The sequence below is a fragment of the Clostridia bacterium genome (assembly GCA_017394805.1).
In the GTDB taxonomy this organism is placed as follows: Bacteria; Bacillota; Clostridia; order Christensenellales; family CAG-1252; genus RUG14300.
This window is the reverse complement of the sequence record JAFPXC010000012.1, coordinates 1-16,496: the sequence shown is the minus strand read 5'-3', so window position 1 is coordinate 16,496 and position 16,496 is coordinate 1. Positions and strand designations below refer to the sequence as shown.

The 16,496-nt window shown below is 51.9% G+C and carries 15 protein-coding genes; 13 read left to right on the top strand and 2 right to left on the bottom strand.

Annotation, left to right across the window (positions count from 1 at the left end; all coding sequences use genetic code 11):
- Positions 1 to 79 precede the first annotated feature (79 nt).
- The 11 genes from II896_02915 (at position 80) to deoD (ending at position 7,269) form a co-directional block, all read left to right on the top strand.
- Complete coding sequence (locus tag II896_02915; protein ID MBQ4443597.1) at positions 80 to 670, top strand: GTP pyrophosphokinase family protein; 591 nt, start codon at positions 80 to 82, stop codon at positions 668 to 670.
- A 1-nt stretch (position 671) separates the two neighbouring features.
- Positions 672 to 1,346 (top strand): response regulator transcription factor, encoded by a 675-nt coding sequence (locus II896_02910; protein MBQ4443596.1) that lies wholly within the window; start codon positions 672 to 674, stop codon positions 1,344 to 1,346.
- Positions 1,343 to 2,572, top strand: coding sequence for a HAMP domain-containing histidine kinase (locus tag II896_02905; GenBank protein ID MBQ4443595.1), 1,230 nt, complete (start codon positions 1,343 to 1,345; stop codon positions 2,570 to 2,572). The genes II896_02910 and II896_02905 overlap by 4 nt, the downstream gene beginning before the upstream one ends.
- Before the next feature lie 33 nt (positions 2,573 to 2,605).
- Positions 2,606 to 3,088, top strand: coding sequence for a GNAT family N-acetyltransferase (locus II896_02900; GenBank protein ID MBQ4443594.1), 483 nt, complete (start codon positions 2,606 to 2,608; stop codon positions 3,086 to 3,088).
- 279 nt (positions 3,089 to 3,367) lie between these two features.
- Positions 3,368 to 3,658: a GNAT family N-acetyltransferase gene (locus tag II896_02895; GenBank protein ID MBQ4443593.1), complete on the top strand. Its 291-nt coding sequence runs from the start codon at positions 3,368 to 3,370 to the stop codon at positions 3,656 to 3,658.
- 177 nt (positions 3,659 to 3,835) lie between these two features.
- On the top strand, positions 3,836 to 4,273 hold the full coding sequence (locus II896_02890; protein MBQ4443592.1) for a hypothetical protein: 438 nt from the start codon (positions 3,836 to 3,838) through the stop codon (positions 4,271 to 4,273).
- Between the two features lie 28 nt (positions 4,274 to 4,301).
- The gene (locus II896_02885) at positions 4,302 to 4,616 is read left to right on the top strand and encodes a TIGR04076 family protein (GenBank protein MBQ4443591.1); all 315 of its coding nucleotides are present in this window, start codon (positions 4,302 to 4,304) and stop codon (positions 4,614 to 4,616) included.
- Positions 4,617 to 4,693: 77 nt separating this feature from the next.
- Positions 4,694 to 5,206 (top strand): thymidylate synthase, encoded by a 513-nt coding sequence (locus II896_02880; GenBank protein ID MBQ4443590.1) that lies wholly within the window; start codon positions 4,694 to 4,696, stop codon positions 5,204 to 5,206.
- A complete protein-coding gene (locus II896_02875; GenBank protein ID MBQ4443589.1) occupies positions 5,155 to 5,649 on the top strand; it encodes an NUDIX hydrolase in 495 nt (164 codons plus the stop codon). Before II896_02880 ends, II896_02875 begins: the two co-directional genes overlap by 52 nt.
- Positions 5,650 to 5,861: 212 nt before the next feature.
- Positions 5,862 to 6,521 (top strand): deoxyribose-phosphate aldolase, encoded by a 660-nt coding sequence (gene deoC / locus II896_02870; protein ID MBQ4443588.1) that lies wholly within the window; start codon positions 5,862 to 5,864, stop codon positions 6,519 to 6,521.
- A gap of 40 nt (positions 6,522 to 6,561) precedes the next feature.
- A complete protein-coding gene (gene deoD, locus II896_02865; protein ID MBQ4443587.1) occupies positions 6,562 to 7,269 on the top strand; it encodes a purine-nucleoside phosphorylase in 708 nt (235 codons plus the stop codon).
- A gap of 193 nt (positions 7,270 to 7,462) precedes the next feature.
- On the opposite strand, the gene II896_02860 is transcribed toward deoD, so the two are convergent.
- The gene (locus II896_02860) at positions 7,463 to 8,341 is read right to left on the bottom strand and encodes a hypothetical protein (protein ID MBQ4443586.1); all 879 of its coding nucleotides are present in this window, start codon (positions 8,339 to 8,341) and stop codon (positions 7,463 to 7,465) included.
- Between the two features lie 173 nt (positions 8,342 to 8,514).
- On the opposite strand from II896_02860, the gene II896_02855 reads away from it, so the two are divergent.
- Both II896_02855 and II896_02850 read left to right on the top strand, forming a co-directional pair.
- Entirely contained in the window at positions 8,515 to 11,781 is a 3,267-nt protein-coding gene (locus tag II896_02855) for a PD-(D/E)XK nuclease family protein (GenBank protein MBQ4443585.1), read from the top strand.
- Positions 11,778 to 15,188, top strand: coding sequence for a UvrD-helicase domain-containing protein (locus II896_02850; GenBank protein MBQ4443584.1), 3,411 nt, complete (start codon positions 11,778 to 11,780; stop codon positions 15,186 to 15,188). The genes II896_02855 and II896_02850 overlap by 4 nt, the downstream gene beginning before the upstream one ends.
- Before the next feature lie 107 nt (positions 15,189 to 15,295).
- On the opposite strand, the gene II896_02845 is transcribed toward II896_02850, so the two are convergent.
- A complete protein-coding gene (locus tag II896_02845) occupies positions 15,296 to 16,087 on the bottom strand; it encodes an HAD family hydrolase (protein ID MBQ4443583.1) in 792 nt (263 codons plus the stop codon).
- Positions 16,088 to 16,496: the final 409 nt, after the last annotated feature.

Here is a 16,496-nt window from a genome sequence, read left to right as displayed (position 1 = left end):
ATGAAGAATGTTATTCTTTAGGTAAAAATTAATCGACGTTTTTACAATAAAAGCATAAATCGAAAAAGGAGCAACAAGAATGCAGTCTATCTACGGAGATCATTTGCCGAAAATGGAAAAGACGATGGGAGATATCCTTGATAGGATAGAGGCTCTTCGTAAAAATCTGACCGAAAACTACGGTATGGACCCGATCGAACATTGTCTTTCCCGTATCAAAGCGGAAGATAGTATGCGCGAAAAGTGCAGAAGAAACGGCTTACCGGAAAACACGGAGAGCGCGCTTCGCGTATTGACCGACGCCATCGGTGTCAGGATCGTTTGCGCGTTTGTCGGAGACGTTTATAAAGTAGCGGAATACCTTCGATCATTCCCCGATTATGAGATCGTAACCGAAAAAGATTATATCCGTAACGTAAAGCCCAACGGATACAGGAGTTATCATATGATCCTGAAGACGGCGGAAGGGTATTTTGTGGAAATACAACTAAGGACGATCTCGATGGACACGTGGGCGGCGCTCGAGCATCACTTGAAATACAAGAAGAACGTGGTGACAAACGCGGAGCTTATCAAGGCTGAATTGAAACGTTGCGCGGACGAACTGGCGTCTACCGACGTTTCTATGCAGGCGATACGCGATATGATAGTAGAAAGCAGAGGATGGTAGAATGAAAATTTTATTTGCGGAAGACACGAAAGATCTCAATAAGGCGGTCTCGACCGCCCTGACGATTGAAAAGTATGACGTGGACAGCGTTTTTGACGGAGAAGAAGCGCTTGAACGCCTGAAAACAAACGCGTACGATTGCATAATACTGGACATCATGATGCCGAAAAAAGACGGGCTGGAAGTACTCACCGAACTTAGAAAAAGGCATATCACTTCGCCCGTCATTATGCTGACGGCAAAGGCGGAGATCGAAGACCGCGTGGCGGGATTGGACGCGGGCGCGGACGATTATCTTCCAAAACCGTTTGCCATGAAAGAATTACTTGCCCGTATTCGCTCCGCTTGCCGACGCAGTTCGGATTACAATACGGAACGAGTCTCTTTTTGCGGATTGGAATTGGATCCGGATAACTATGAACTTTCGGCAAAGAATTCCATTCGATTGTCCGTTAAAGAATATGAATTGATGCAAGTCTTGATGAAAAACGCCGACGTGCCGCTTTCAAGCGGAACACTTTTGGAAAGGGTGTGGAAAAGAGACGAAAACGCCGACGCCGATACTTTATGGCTATATATATCGTATCTGAAAGGAAAATTGAGAGCGGTCGGTTCAACGGTCACCATAAACGGAACAAAAGGCGGTGAATTTTTACTGACAACGGAGGAAAAATGAACGCGGCAGATATTCGGAGATTAAGAAAAAAATTTATTGGGATCGCAATGCTTTCCCTGTTTTTCGTTATGATTTTTATCGTAACGGCGATCAATCTGTCCGTATTTTTCTTTACTTTATCGTCCGTTCATAAACGGTTGGACGGACTTTCCGAGCAACCGGTACAAGAACAAATGCACAATTTTTCCGCGCCGTCGATGGACGACATTTTCTCTCCGCAACTAAGCAACAATCTTTTTTATGTCTTTGTTTTCAAAGAGGACGGGAGCTATACCGTTCGCACCAATACGCCGGAAAAGGTGTCCGAAGAGGTTATTTCGCGTGCCGAAATACTGCAAAGCGGCAACAAAGATTTCGGTCGCGAAGGCAGCTATTATTACCAAAAGACGACGAATGCCGACGGAAGCTATACGATCGTGCTTTTGAATTGCGAAAGCGAATTATCCATGATCTATCGTATTCTTTTTTTAAGTTTAGCGATTTTCGTCATCGTTCTTATGGGAATGTTTCTGTTGATCTATCGGATTTCCGCCTATGCCATCCGCCCCGAGATCGAGAACAATCGTCGGCAAAAAGAATTTATTACCAATGCGAGCCACGAATTGAAGACGCCCCTTGCCGTTATTCGCGCCAACACCGAGTTGTTGGAAATGACGGCGGGCGAAAACGAGTGGACCCAGTCAACGCTCGCACAAGTGGATCGCATCGACGGACTTATCAAAAATCTCGTCATGATCGCCAAATCAGACGAAAAAGCAAACGCCGAAGAGAAAGCGGTACCGTTCAACGTTTCCGTCGCGGTGGAACAGACGACGGATACCTATATCGCCGTCGCTACGCAACAAGAAAAGTCTTTGGTAAAACAGATCGAAGACAACCTTTCTATGATAGGGAATGAAGGGAAAATACGGCAACTTGCCACCATTCTTTTAGACAATGCTATGAAGTATTGCGATGAAAAAGGTACGATAACCGTTTATTTGTCCAAAGGCAAAAAAGAAACGATGACGCTTGCTGTTTCCAACGATTATAAGGATGGTGCGACCGTGGACTACACAAGATTTTTCGATCGTTTTTATCGACAGGACACCTCGCATAATATCGATAAAGGCGGTTACGGAATAGGTCTGTCCATCGCGGAAAACATCTGCAAAGAATATCACGGCGAAATCTCGGCAAAATGGGAAAACGGTGTCATTACTTTCACGTGCGCTTTACGAGGATAAAGCTTATAATAAAAAAAGAGGTTTTGAAAAATGATAACCGTCAGAGTCGCGCAAGAAAAAGATGCCGAAGAGATACTTGCTTTGTTGCAGCAAGTCCTTGAACTTCACGCCAAGATCAGACCCGATATGTTCGTCTCCGGAACGACGAAGTATTCTTATGATGAAGTGATTGAGATAATAAACGATAAAAGCCGACGTTGTTATGTCGCTGTGGATGAAAACGAGAGAGTTCTGGGACATGCGCTTTGTATTGTTAGAGAGCCGACCGTCCAACCTTTTCTTGTGCCTTTTCGGTCTTTATATATCGATGATCTTTGTGTGGACGAATCGGCGCGAGGGAAGCATATAGGAACAGCCTTGTTTGATTACGTAAAAGAAGAAGCGTTACGCCTCAGTTGTTATGAAATAACTTTGAATGTTTGGGAAGGAAACGACGGTGCCATCGCATTTTATGAACGATTGGGAATGAAACCGAAATCAAGCAATTTGGAATTGGTGTTGAAATCATCGAATTAGAAGCGTATCGCAGGAGATCGACACTACGCAGATTGATACCGAGATAGCAAATTATGAGAAAAAACCGAAAGAAGTTATCGCCAATAAACTCGGTTGGAACACGAAATCGACACGATGCCGATGGAAGCAACTCATCGCTAGCGAAAGATCGCGGACATGACAAAGCGGCTTGATTTGTTGTACGATACAATTAGTGAAATCGAATCTTGTCTTGACGACGCCAATTTGCGAAAGGAGTCTATCGAAAAAGAACGAGTGACGGTAGAAAATATCTATGAAATGTTAAAGACATTCGGAGCATTCTATGATATAATGACAGAGGAAGAACGACGGTATTTGGTGTCATATCTCATAAAAGAGGTTCAAATCTATCCAAACGACGGGGTGGGCACAAGGCTATTGACGCGCTTCGAGAAGAAAGCCAAGGAAAAAGGCGCGCACAAGTTAATCGTCGAAGAGGTGTACGATTGGAACGTCGGGTTCTTTTTGAAAAACGGGTATAACGTCGCGGGAGAGTTGTCCGATTTGCCCAAAGATCACGTCTACTACGTGTTGGATAAAGATTTGTAATAATGCACAGGCGCTACGCAATTAAGCGTAAAATTTGACGAAAAAAGCCGTGTGTATCGGGTGAAAAGAAGTGTGAAACCCCAAAACGCGTTGCGCTATCGGGAGAGGAGGACCGTATGATAAGACCGGAAACCGAACGATTGATAGTGCATTGCGGTAGATAGGAAGGAGAATTGTATGGCGGTATCTTTTAAGTACGTGAGAATACAGGGCAAGAGCCTTGCGCGTAATACGATGTACGCAAAGGGCGTGTTCAGTATGTGCTGGCAACTCATACAAAACGAGGTGATGGACAAAGAGGACGAGGACCTCTATCGTGAAATAGACGATTGGTTCGCGGAGAATTTGCCTTGGCCGCCGCAATGTATGAACCGCGAGCCCGTGGTGTGCTGGTTCAAGACCGAGAACGCGGACGAAATGCTAAAAATGATCCGCCCCGCGTTGTGGCTGCTGGAACGCTACCACCAACCGTATTATCTCGTCTACACCAATACGCCGGGCGAGATCGTGTACGAGGACAAATACCAGATAGCGGCCAAGGTGGACGGCTATCTGCAAATAGACGAGCCGACGCACCCCGGCAAGCCCAAGGACAAGACGGACGAAGATAAATAGGGAAGACGGAACGAGGACGAATAAGACTATGAAAAAAGTAAGAATAACCGTCAAAAAGGTGGCGGAATACAAGGATTTGATGGAAGAATACGAAAATCCCTTGGAGCACGCTTGCGGAATGTGCGTGGGGCAAGTTTTCGTGGCGAACGGGTGGGCGAAGCCCCAAGGATTTTGCGATAGCGCCTGGGATACGGTGTCTCCTTTCGTACTGGCATTGGCGCACGGCGCATCCGACTTTTACGGCGGCTGGATGAAGAACGGACGGTCGGCGATGATCTCGTGCAACGACGGATTTCGCCCCGTGAGTTTTTTGCTGGAAACCATGGACGAGGACGCGGATTAGGCGGTGACAAGCGCTACGAATAACTGCTTGAATCGCCGATGGAATTAATGCGAAAAACCTTTATTGGAAAGAAGACGATGCAAAACTTGTTGGCAATACGGTCGAGAAAGGATTTTCGGGCATGGCTTGCCGAAAACGGAGAGAAAGAATCCGAGTGTTGGTTGGTCGTAAAGCGGGGGCAACCCCAAGCGGACGACGGGGTTTTGTATTATCTCGACGCCGTGGAGGAGGCGCTGTGCTTCGGCTGGATAGACAGCACGGTGAAGCCCGTGGACGGTGTGCGATGGCAACGCTTTTCGCCGAGAAGAGCGGACGGTATGTGGACGGAACTCAATAAGGAACGCGTACGCCGATTGGAACGGTTGGGGCTGATGACCGATAGAGGGCGCGCCGTCCTGCCGCCGATGGGGGCGAGGAGTTTCAAAATCGATCCCGAGATAGAAAAAGCGTTGAGAGAGGCGAGGGTATGGACGAAGTTTCGTGCCCTACCGCTTGCACGGAGATCCGAGATTGTAGCCAATAGGGGGGGGTACGTTGTATGGAAATCTGGGACGCTTACGACGAATGCGGCAACCTCGTGGAGGGGGTGACGCTCGTGCGCGGCGAACGAATGCCCGAGGGCGTATATCACTTGGTGTGCGACGTGGCGGTAGAGCACGCGGACGGGACGTACCTTGCGATGCAACGCGCCGCCAATAAGCGGTTCGGCGGGCTGTGGGAAGTGACGGCGGGCGGCTCGGCCCTACGAGGGGAAGCGCCCGAGGATTGCGCCAAGCGCGAATTGCGGGAAGAAACGGGGATAGCGGCGGACGTGCTGGAATGGAAAGCCCGCACGGTCAACCCGCAGAATCATACGATATACTACGAATATTATTGCAAAACCGATTGCGATAAGCTGGCGGTAACCATGCAAGAAGGGGAGACGTCGGCTTATCGGTGGGTGGACCGTAATACCTTGCGCGAAATGAAGGCGCAGGGTGCGTTGACCGAGCGCTCGAAACAATTGGTGAGCGCGGCGTTGCGGACAGAATGATTGTCGATAAATGATTTTTTGGGCCCCATTGTTTTGGCGATCGAGTCTTGACAAGACGGGGAAGCGTGGTAGAATGGAAGTAGAGCGCGCGGACAAAGAAAGTGGTCGGGCGCTCGAAAGGTTTGCGCGTGCGGTGAAACTCGCCGACAGCGCAAGAGAGCGTGCGTAAAAGCGTATAACGAGTATATGCGTAGAGAGAGGACGACGATATGATGGACGTGAAAGAGATTTTGGCAAAGTGCGACCATACCTTGCTCGGTCGAACGGCGGGTTGGGAAGATATCCGAAAGATATGCGACGACGGCATGAAGTACGGCACCGCGTCCGTGTGCATTCCGCCGTGCTACGTGGGCGAGGCCAAACGGTACGTGGGCGATAGGCTCAAGGTGTGCACCGTCATCGGCTTCCCCAACGGGTACAATACGACGGCGGTAAAGGTGTATGAGACCGAAGACGCCGTAAAGGCGGGCGCGGACGAAATCGATATGGTCATCAATATCGGCAAGTTGAAAGCGGGCGAAGACGCCTACGTGCAAGCCGAGATAGAAGCAGTCAAAAAGGCCTGCCGCGGGCGCTTGCTCAAAGTCATCGTGGAGACCTGCTACCTAAGTGAAGAGGAGAAGGTGCGGGCGTGCCGCATAGTCAGCGCGGCCAAAGCCGACTATATCAAGACATCGACGGGGTTCGGCACGGGCGGCGCCACCAAGGAAGACGTGGCCTTGTTTGCCGCCAACGTGGACGAGGGCGTCAAAATAAAGGCGGCGGGCGGTATCGCCAACCTCGAGGACGCGGAGGCGTTTTTGCGCTTGGGCGCGTCGCGCTTGGGTACGAGCCGCGTGGTCAAAGCCGTCAAGGCAATGGAAGAAAAATAACAGAGAGAAAAGACCGCCGAAAGGGCGAAAGGAGCGAATTATGCCTATACCTACCCCCCATATTCAAGCCAAAGCGGGCGATTTCGCCCAAACCGTATTGATGCCCGGAGATCCTCTTCGCGCAAAGTTTATCGCCGAGAATTACCTCGATAACGCCGTGTTGGTGAACGAGGTGCGCGGTATGTTGGGATATACCGGCTACTACCAAGGCAAGCGCGTGTCCGTGATGGCGTCGGGCATGGGGCAGCCCTCCATCGGCATCTATTCCTACGAATTGTTCAACTTCTACGGTGTGGAGAATATCGTGCGCATCGGTTCGTGCGGTTCGTTCGACAAGGACTTGCATATACGGGATATTATCATCGCGCAAGCGGCGTGTACCAACGGCAATTACGCCGCGCAGTATCGCTTGCCCGGTACCTTCGCGCCCATAGCCGACTTTGGGTTGGTGCGCCGAGCCGCCGAGTTGTGCGAGGAAGCGGGCGTCCGCTATAAGGTGGGCAATATCCTGTCGTCCGACGTGTTCTACGACGACGCGGCGTCGGGTATGGAATGGGCCAAAATGGGCGTGCTGGGCGTGGAAATGGAATCGGCCGCCTTGTATTGCAACGCCGCAAGAGCGGGGAAAAAGGCGCTGTGTATCTGCACGGTGAGCGATAGTTTCGTCTACCCCGACGAGATAACCACGTCCGAGGAGAGGCAAAAATCCTTTACGGCGATGATGGAGATAGCGCTACGTCTTGCATAAAGCCACGCTTTATGCAAACGTGAAGTTTCGCCTTTCGGCGAAGTGAAGTTTGCATTGCAAGTGAAGTGCAAGGCATAGCCTTGCGTGAAGTTCGCGCAGAGCGCGAGTTGTGGAAAAATCCATAAAATATCCATCGGCTTGGCCGATGGATATTTGTTTTGGGCTAATGGTTTTTGAGGGAAAAAATCTGCGTTTATTCCTCGGTGCTGATGGCGGTGAGGACGTACATATATTTGCCTTCGTCTATGCGGACGGGGACCTTGTTGAGGTCGATCTGCTTGCCGGTGGAATCGGTGTGGCGATAGGAGGGCACGAAGTAGACGTAGCCCGAAGTGCCCGAGCCGTACTTGGCGGCGGCGGTGATGGCCACGCAGGTGGCCGAAAGCGGTTCGGCGCTCATAAAGGGAACGTCCAGACTAACGGGATTGACCATTTTGGCCATGACTATCGTGCGGGTGCCGCCCTGTAGATTGTCTACGCCGGCGACGGACAGGGAATAGCTTTGACGGGAAATATCGCTACCGCGGGCAAGGCTGTACAAGGTGTCGTTGTCGTAGCAGTAGTTGGGCTTTTTGAAGGTCTGCTCTTTGCCGTTGACGGTGATGCTGATATTCTTCTTGGCGGTATAGTCGATGACGCTGACGTACGAACGCGCCTCGTCCGCCGCACCGTCTGAGAACGCGTTGTACACCTTTTTGGAGGCGATGGGGGAGAAGGCGTTTTGAAAAAGGACTTCGCTCGTGACGTTCTCGCCCTTGTAGGTGCCTTCGGTGACGTTGAGTTGGGTTTTGATGACGCCGCCCGAAGAGAAGGTATATTCTTTGTCGTTCAAGACGTACTTGGTGACGTTGCCGTCGGGGACGACGATGCGTTTGAAGGAATAGGTGAAGGTGCCTATCGCGTTCTTCTCGGTGGTGGACACGACTTCGTAGACGATGTAGGTGTATTGCTCGTAATCACGCGCAACGACCGATATGAAATTGATTTGGTTGACGTTGCTGCATGCGATGGCGCCGAATACGGTGCTCAAGGCTATGACGACCACGGCAAGGACTAATAAAACCTTTTTCATAGATATCCTCATAATTTGCGATTTAACCTATTATACCAAACAAATGAAAAAATATCAATCATTATATTGCAATTTGAAAAAAGATAGACTAATATAAATGTATAGTATAAAAATCAACGAGTTGCTTTTTATACTAATGTCCTTTTGAAAACCGTTACGCTGAGGAGAAAACAATGGGAAACGTAACCTTTTATGCGGGAAATACTTTGCGGGGGTTGTCCGAACACATTTTGAATAAATTGTCCGCGGACGTAGGGCGTAAACAAGTCGTGCTGGTGCCCGACCGCGATACGCTGGCTATGGAAGAGAGCATCGCGAAGCGCTTCGGCTCGACCGTCAATATCGAGGTGCTGACGTTCGCGCGGCTCGCCGTGCGCGTTTTAGGCAACGCCGCCCGAGATTGCTTGACGCCCGAAGGCTGTACGATGCTGTTGTCCAAGGCGCTGTATCAGGTGAAGGACGAATTGGTCTTTTTTCGCAACGCGTGCGCGTTGAACGGCTTTGCCAACGAGATGTACAGCGCGTTGGTGGCCATACGCGACAGCGGCATATCCGCCGAGAATCTCTTGGCCGCCGCAGAAAAAACGGGCGGGCGAATGAAGGACAAGATGACGGATATGGCCACGATTTACAGCCGCTATATCCAAGTGCTGGGCGACCAACTCGACCCTACGTCGCGCCTGCAAGCGTTGGTGAATGCCATACCCCAAAGCGAGGACGTGGCGGCGACCGAGTACTTCGTCGTGGACTTCTACTGCTTCAACCGTATGCAGTACAACGTCATAGAGTCCCTGATGCAATACGCAAAGGGGGTGCACGTGGGGTTTATCGGAGAAGACGTCGGCAAATCCAACCGCCGCATCTACCCCGCCGATTTGCGCGAGGAACTGGTGAAGTACGCGAAAAACAGCGGCCTGTTCGTGAATACCGAGCGGGTGTACGAGCCCCTTTCGCCTATAAAGGCCGTATTGGAAAACGATCTCTTTGGATATGAAACGACGCCCGCGCCCATCGTGCAACCTTTCCGCCTGTTCCACAGCCCCGACGCTACCGCCGAAATACGCGAGGTGTGCGCCGAGATTTGCAAATTGGTACGAGAAAAGGGGTACCGTTATAGGGATATTGCGATCGTTTGCGCCGAAGCCGACGCCTACGACGACGTGTTGCGCGCGGTGTTTGCCGAGTACGGCATACCCTATTTCCGCGATACGAAGGTGACGCTTTCGGATGAGCCGGTGGTGCGGTTTTTGCTGGACGGGCTGGAAGCAAAACGTCAAAGATACGCCTTCGACAGCGTGATGAAAGTGGTGAAAAACGCCTTCTTCGACTGCTCGACGAAGGAAGTGGACTACTTTGAAAATTATTGCCGCAAGTTCGGCATCGATTATAGCCGATTCGGCAAAGAGCTCACCTACCGCGACATCAAGGAAGGCGATCAACCCGAAAGAGCCGAATGCGTGCGCAAGGCCTTTATGGCCGCGCAGATCGATACGTCGGCGTGTAGGACGGTGGGCGACTTCGTAGACGCCATTCTCGCATTCCTCGCGGCGTACGATATCGATAAAAAATTCGCTGTATTCCACGCCAAGCAGGAAGAGTTGGGCTTCGTCGAGGGGGCGAAGCGCAGCGAACAGGTGCCCAAGCGGTTGCGGGAATTGTTGACGCTGACCAAGCGTCTTCTGGGCGACGAACTCTGCTACGACGGCGAGGAAGCGTCCAAGGCGGCGGAAGAAAGAGCCATCGAAAAGTTTCTGCTGTTGCTGCGGTCGGCCTTGGAAAGCGTGAAGATAAGTCTATTGCCCCAAAGCGCTGATTGCGTGTACGTGGGCGAAGCCAAGGACAGCCGTTATGACCGCGTGAAGGCCATGTTCGTGATAGGGGCCGCCGACGGCGTGCTGCCCGAAGTACCTCAAGCGGGATCTATCCTGTCGGACGCGTTCTTCGGCGCGATGCAGGCGCGTGATTTCGTCATCTATCCCTCGCCCAAGCAAGAAGGCCGCTACGCGATGTTTTATCTCGAACAGTTGTTGCTCGTCCCCGAGGAAAAACTGTACGTCAGTTATAGCGTGCGCGACCAAGCGGGCAACGAGACGTATCCGTCCGTCTTGGTCAATTCGCTGGCGTCTTTGTACGAGAAACCGAAAATCGCGGACGAAGCGGGCAACGAGCAAGAGGCGCCCGACGTTTACGACGGATTGGATCACACCATCGCCGAGCAGATCGCCACGAAAAAGAATGCGTACAAGGTGATGTTGCGTGCGCGCGACAGAATGGATGAAGACTGTTTCGCCGAGGTGCGGGAATTGTTGGATGAGGTGGGAAAAGGCGTGGAATACGACGCGCTCTTCCGTAACGACGAAGAGAAAATCGAAAATTCGGCCGAACTTTTCTTCCCGAAAGGCAAGACGAGTATTTCGCAGTTGGAAACCTACTTCAAGTGTCCCTACCTGCATTTCGTAAAACACGGGTTGCACGCCAAGGAGCGCAAAGAGGCGGGCTTGGACGCGCTGGATACGGGCAACGTGCTGCACGCGGTACTGGAAAACTTCTTCAAGAAAATCTACGAAGACGAGAAGGGGGACGTAACCGCCGTCCGCGCTTGTATCGATGAAATGAAAGACGACGAAGTAGATACACGCGTGGACGCGGCGCTCGACACCGTGTTGAGCGAGCCTCGGTACGAGAGCATAGGCGCGTCGGAAAAGAAGGTGCAGATCGAGCGCATCCGCCGCGAAAGCCACGTGGTCGTGCCGCGCGAAGTGGCGTTGATAAGGCGCAGCAAGTACACCCCGCGTGAGTTCGAAGTGAATTTTGACGACGAGAAAGGCGTCTATCCCTCTATCGAGTTGGGCGGCGTGAAACTGAAGGGAAAGATAGACCGTATCGACCGCTACGAAGACGGCGCGGCAGGTATCGAAAAGTATTACGTCGTAGACTATAAGACGGGGAAGATCAGCGTGTCTTTGGTGGACGCGTACGTCGGGCTGAAAGTGCAACTCTACGCCTATCTCGGCGCGTTGCGGCAGGAAAACGAAATGCCCGTAGGCGGCTTTTACAAGCAAATAAGCGGCGCCTATCAGAAAAACGAAGAGAAGGCGCCCATCGGTAGCCTGAGGGGATATGCGCCCCACGACGAGGAACTGCTGCGGGAGATGGACAGCACCTGGAACGCAGAATGGAGTGCTCGCGCCAAGTATTTCAAGAATACGGTGACGGGAGATCGAACGCTGGAAGAAGGTGAACTCGACGCCATAATCGATTATGTCCGTCGCGTGATGGAAACCGCGGTGGCGGAAATCAAGACGGGCTACATCGAAGCAAAACCCTATGAATACGATGATTGTAAATATTGCAACGCAAAGTATATGTGCGACAATACGGAGCGCGACCTAAGAGAAAGCGTAAAGGTGGACACGACCTCTTTTCGGGTGAAATTATGAGTTGGACGATAGATCAAAAGAAGGCGATAGAAAAGACGAACGACAACGTCATCGTGACGGCAAGTGCCGGCTGCGGCAAGACGAGCACGATGATCGAGCGGGCGTATAACTTGATGAAAAACGGTACGCCCGTGCGAAGAATGACGCTGTTGACCTTTACCGAGGCCGCCGCCAAGGAAATGAAGGAAAAACTGCGCAAACGCCTGTACGAGGAGATGAAGACGGTGGTTACCGCCGAGGAGCGCGCCGCGTTGATGGAGCAAATCGACGATTTGCCCTATGCGAATATTTCTACCATTCACGGCTACTGCTACGGCTTGGTGCGGGAGTTTTTCGAGCAGATTCCCTTGTCGCCCTCGGTGCGGATCATCGAAGAGGACGCGGCCAACGAATTGATGTACAAGGCGTTCGACGCGTTGATCGAGGAAAAGGAAAAACTGCGCGAAGAAACGGGGGACGACTCGTTCTACGATTTGCGTATGATGGTGAATCTGCGTAAAGACGACGACCTTTTCGATTTGCTGAAAAACATCTACGAGCGCATGACCAATCAACCAGACCGAGAGAAGTGGTTGTGGGATATCTATAACGACGAGTACGGGGTGAACTTTGAAAACACGCGTTTGGCGAAGTATTTTTACGCGTTGATCCACGACAAGGCCGTGGAGATCCGCCAAGGCGTGGAGAGCCTCGTGTTGACAATCAAAAGCGAAGTGCCCAAATATGAGAAGGAGACCTATTGGAAGCACGTCGTGCGCCTCGACGAGTACGTCCGAAAATACGCCGACGCCACGAGCGTAAAAGAAATATTGGCGGCGTATAGAGAAATTGCCGACGAGGCACATAGATTCTACCCGTGCAAACCGTATCCGAATTTCAATTTGTGGAAAGAGGCGTACGTATCGTTCTTGAAAGAGAGAGTAAAAAGCGTCGCCGAATTGGGGACGTACGAAGAATTGGTCAAAAGGCACATGGGTAGCGCGGGCTTCGTGAAGCAGTTGTGTGATTTGACCTTGGAGTTTGCCGCGCTGTACGCCAAACAAAAGAAAGAGTTGTCCGTGGTGGACTTCGCCGATTTGGAATTGTACGCCACCAAAATACTGTCGGATGAGAAGATACGCGAGGAAATACGCGCCCGTCACGATTACGTCTTTGTGGACGAATTTCAGGATACCAACCACGTGCAGAGCGTCATTATCGGCTATATTGCCCCCGTAGGGCGGCTCTTTGTGGTGGGCGACAGCAAACAAAGCATATACCGCTTCCGCGAGGCGGAACCCGAGATATTCCTGCGGCTTCTCCGCACTTGGTCGGCGGAAGACCGCGAGCGGGCGATTACGTTCGGCAGGAACTTCCGCTCGGACAGGTGCATCCTTTCCGTGGTCAATCGCGTGTTCGATCGCTTGATGACCGAGGAATTCGGCGGCGTCGATTACGAAAAAGAGTCGCGGTTCGAGTTGCTCGAAGAAACGCCTTTTAACAAAGACGCCGTGCAATTCTATTTCTACGACGAGGAGAAAGAAGACGACGAGCCGAGCACGGGCACGTATAGCGTGAAAGAGGCGGCTTTTGCCGAAAAAACGGTCGAACACAAAGAGGGCGTGGCGATAGCCAACTTCATCCGCAACCACTTGCACGAAAAGGTGCTCATCAAGGGGAAAGAAGTGTATATGGGCTATCGGCATTTCGCCATCCTGTTGAAAAAGCGCAATTTGCACAAGCGTATCGTTCCTACGCTATTGCAAATGGGCATTCCCCTCAATATGGACACGTTCGCGGGAGATACGGGCATCAAAGACGTCAACGTCCTCATCGCCTTGGCCAACGTGTTGGACAACGCCATGCAGGATTATCCATTGTTGACCGTGCTTCGTTCGGCGTTCGGTCGCTTCTCGGACGCGGAATTGGCCGCGATACGCAAGGCCTCCGCGGATACGTATGCGCCGTATTGGCAAGCCTTCGCGGCGTATGCGAAAAAGGACGACGCCCTTGCCGAACGGGTAAGAAAATTCCTCGAAAACGTGAAGAGATACACCTTCGCGGCTTCATTTACGCCGCTATCTACCTTGTTCCGCGACTGCATCGTGGACATGGGGTACGTCGATTATCTCTACGCGCAGCCGGACGGCCCCGAGCGTATGGCGGCGCTGGAACTCTTTATCGCCGGTATCGAGGGCAAGAATTTCGGGCAAAACCTGACCTCGTTCTGCTCCTATTACAACAAATTTCCCGTGACCGAGTTGAAAAACGTGTCGGTCGACGCGTCGTTGGATCGCGTGATGGTGAGCACGATACACGCGAGCAAGGGATTGGAATATCCCGCGGTCATTCTGCCCGCGTTGGACGACGATAGGAGCACTGGCGGCGCGCAGTCCATCGAATTGGATAAGGATTTGGGCTTGGGAATGGTGTACTACGACAAGGCCGAGCGCACACAAAGCGATACCTTTGCCAAAGCGGTGATCAAACTGAACAAGAGCCTAAAAGAAAACGAGGACAGACTGCGCCTACTGTACGTGGCGATGACGAGAGCGCAATGCTATCTGTTTATGACGGGCGCAAAAGTCGATTTGAAAAAGAACAAAAAAACGGGGGAGAAAACGCAAGAAATCAATCACTTCCCCGCTACGACCGACAACTTCATGACCTGGTTGAACTACGCGATGGATTGCGATCCGTCTTTGAGAGGTTATATGTGGCCGTACGAATTGGATTATACGCCCGCGTCGGAAAGCGTGAAAGTCGTGGACGAATCGGGTAAATTCGACGACGTGCGGGAAGATAGGGCGTATCGATACGAGAACGCGATAAAGTTGGAAAAGAAGTACACCGTCACCGCCCTCAATCATCGGCATTACGAAAAAGAGTTGCCCTTGCCATCCTTCCTCGAAGGCAAGGAAGAAATGCAGCGCGGCACGGCGTATCATACGGTATTTCAGCATATATCCTACCGCGCCGTGGACGCCGACGCCGTGAAAGAGGAATTGGCGCGATTGGTCGATGAACACCTGCTGGAGGCGGAAGAGGCCGAGGGCATAGACGCCGAGAAAGTGGCGCGGTGTTTGGTGCTGCCCCTCATGCAAAAGGTAAACGAGGAGAGCGTGAAGACGTACCACGAACTGCGCTTCGTGTCGGGCGAGAACGCGCGGGATATTTGTTTTGATGCGGACGAAACCGTGCTGGTGCAGGGCGTTATCGACCTGTTGATGGTGGAGGACGACGGGTTGACCGTGGTGGACTTCAAGTTGTCCTCGCGCCCCGACAAGCTCGCCGAGACCTATCGAATGCAACTCGAACTGTACGCCAAGGCGGCGGCAAACGCCTTCGGGCGCAAGGTGAAAGCCTGCTACTTGGTGGAGATAAACGGGGCAACGGTGATAGAAGTCGCCACGGACGAGGCGAGATAATCTTGCGATAGTAAATAGGATACAAAGCAATATTCGCGCATATGTACGAAAAACGGGCTGTCGAGAAAACGATTCTCAACAGCCCGTCGTTTTTGGCGGTAACGGTATCAGTCGCGGTCGCTATAGCCGGGGACTATGTCGCCTACGCCGTTGATGATGAGGCGGGGGCGATAGGGGAACTCCGCGATATTCTCCCTGGTGGAGACGCCCGAAAGGACGAGAATGGAGTCGAGACCGCTCTCGATGCCCGCTATGATGTCCGTCTTCATATTGTCGCCGATCATGGCCGTCTCGTGGCCGTGGGCGTGCATCATGTGCAGGGCGGTGCGCATCATCAGGGGGTTGGGCTTGCCTACGTAGTAGGCTTGGCGGCCCGTTGTGATCTCGATGGGGGCGCAGAGGGCGCGGCAGGCGGGGGCGATGCCTTGCTCCTCGGGGTAGGTGAGGTCGGAGTTGGTGGCGATGAGTTTGGCACCGTTCTGCACCAAGCGCATGGCCTTGCAGATGTGGTCCCAGTTGTAGGAGAAAGTCTCGCCCACCACTACGTAGTCGGGATCTACGTCGTTGTAGGTGAGCCCCTCGTTGTAGAGGGCGTTGAGAAGCCCCGGCTCGCCGATGGCGTAGACGCTGCAACCGGGCAGTTGATTGGAGAGGAATTTGGCGGTGGCCAACGCGCTGGTGTAGAAGTGATCCTCGCCTACGTCCAGCCCCATGCGCAACAATTTCATGTGCAATTCCTTGGGGGATTTGCCGCTGCCGTTGGTGAGGAACAAAAACTCCTTGCCTTCGTCCTTCATCCAGCGGACGAACTCTTTGACGCCGGGCAACAATTTGTTGCCGTGGTAGATGACGCCGTCCATATCGCATATAAAGTATTTGCGGTTGCGTAAGATTTCCATACAATCCTCTTTTGCTCGCTTGGCGAACTTTTGGTTTCGGCCTCATTATACCATAAACCTTTTAAGACGGCAAACGTTTGCCGCCTCTATTTCGCAATAACATGCATTATTTACAGCTGTGCTCATTGGTGTGAGGAACGAAACTATTTTATGTTTCCGACGGCTATTGCATTTCTTTATCATGATAGCCATAAGGAGATTGTCCGTTGTATGATCGTGCGGGGCATTTGCGGCAAATATAGCAACCGAATGCATTGTTATACAACCAACTATGGGCTTCTATGTAATCAAAACCACAAACACTGCAGTTTGTTTTATGCCCAACATTCGTCCCTTGGTTTGTATATCCCCCGCCAGAGATATGGCTTGACAACACTTTATGGGTGCAATCCAAACAATTTTGGGAATG

Excerpts from the sequence above, each read along its gene's own strand:
- II896_02915 (MBQ4443597.1), top strand. The coding sequence starts at position 80 with ATGCAGTCTATCTACGGAGATCATTTGCCGAAAATGGAAAAGACGATG.
- II896_02910 (MBQ4443596.1), top strand. The coding sequence starts at position 672 with ATGAAAATTTTATTTGCGGAAGACACGAAAGATCTCAATAAGGCGGTC.
- II896_02905 (MBQ4443595.1), top strand. The coding sequence starts at position 1,343 with ATGAACGCGGCAGATATTCGGAGATTAAGAAAAAAATTTATTGGGATC.
- II896_02895 (MBQ4443593.1), top strand. The coding sequence starts at position 3,368 with ATGTTAAAGACATTCGGAGCATTCTATGATATAATGACAGAGGAAGAA.
- II896_02890 (MBQ4443592.1), top strand. The coding sequence starts at position 3,836 with ATGGCGGTATCTTTTAAGTACGTGAGAATACAGGGCAAGAGCCTTGCG.
- II896_02885 (MBQ4443591.1), top strand. The coding sequence starts at position 4,302 with ATGAAAAAAGTAAGAATAACCGTCAAAAAGGTGGCGGAATACAAGGAT.
- II896_02880 (MBQ4443590.1), top strand. The coding sequence starts at position 4,694 with ATGCAAAACTTGTTGGCAATACGGTCGAGAAAGGATTTTCGGGCATGG.
- II896_02875 (MBQ4443589.1), top strand. The coding sequence starts at position 5,155 with ATGGAAATCTGGGACGCTTACGACGAATGCGGCAACCTCGTGGAGGGG.
- deoC (MBQ4443588.1), top strand. The coding sequence starts at position 5,862 with ATGGACGTGAAAGAGATTTTGGCAAAGTGCGACCATACCTTGCTCGGT.
- deoD (MBQ4443587.1), top strand. The coding sequence starts at position 6,562 with ATGCCTATACCTACCCCCCATATTCAAGCCAAAGCGGGCGATTTCGCC.
- II896_02860 (MBQ4443586.1), bottom strand. The coding sequence starts at position 8,341 with ATGAAAAAGGTTTTATTAGTCCTTGCCGTGGTCGTCATAGCCTTGAGC.
- II896_02855 (MBQ4443585.1), top strand. The coding sequence starts at position 8,515 with ATGGGAAACGTAACCTTTTATGCGGGAAATACTTTGCGGGGGTTGTCC.
- II896_02850 (MBQ4443584.1), top strand. The coding sequence starts at position 11,778 with ATGAGTTGGACGATAGATCAAAAGAAGGCGATAGAAAAGACGAACGAC.
- II896_02845 (MBQ4443583.1), bottom strand. The coding sequence starts at position 16,087 with ATGGAAATCTTACGCAACCGCAAATACTTTATATGCGATATGGACGGC.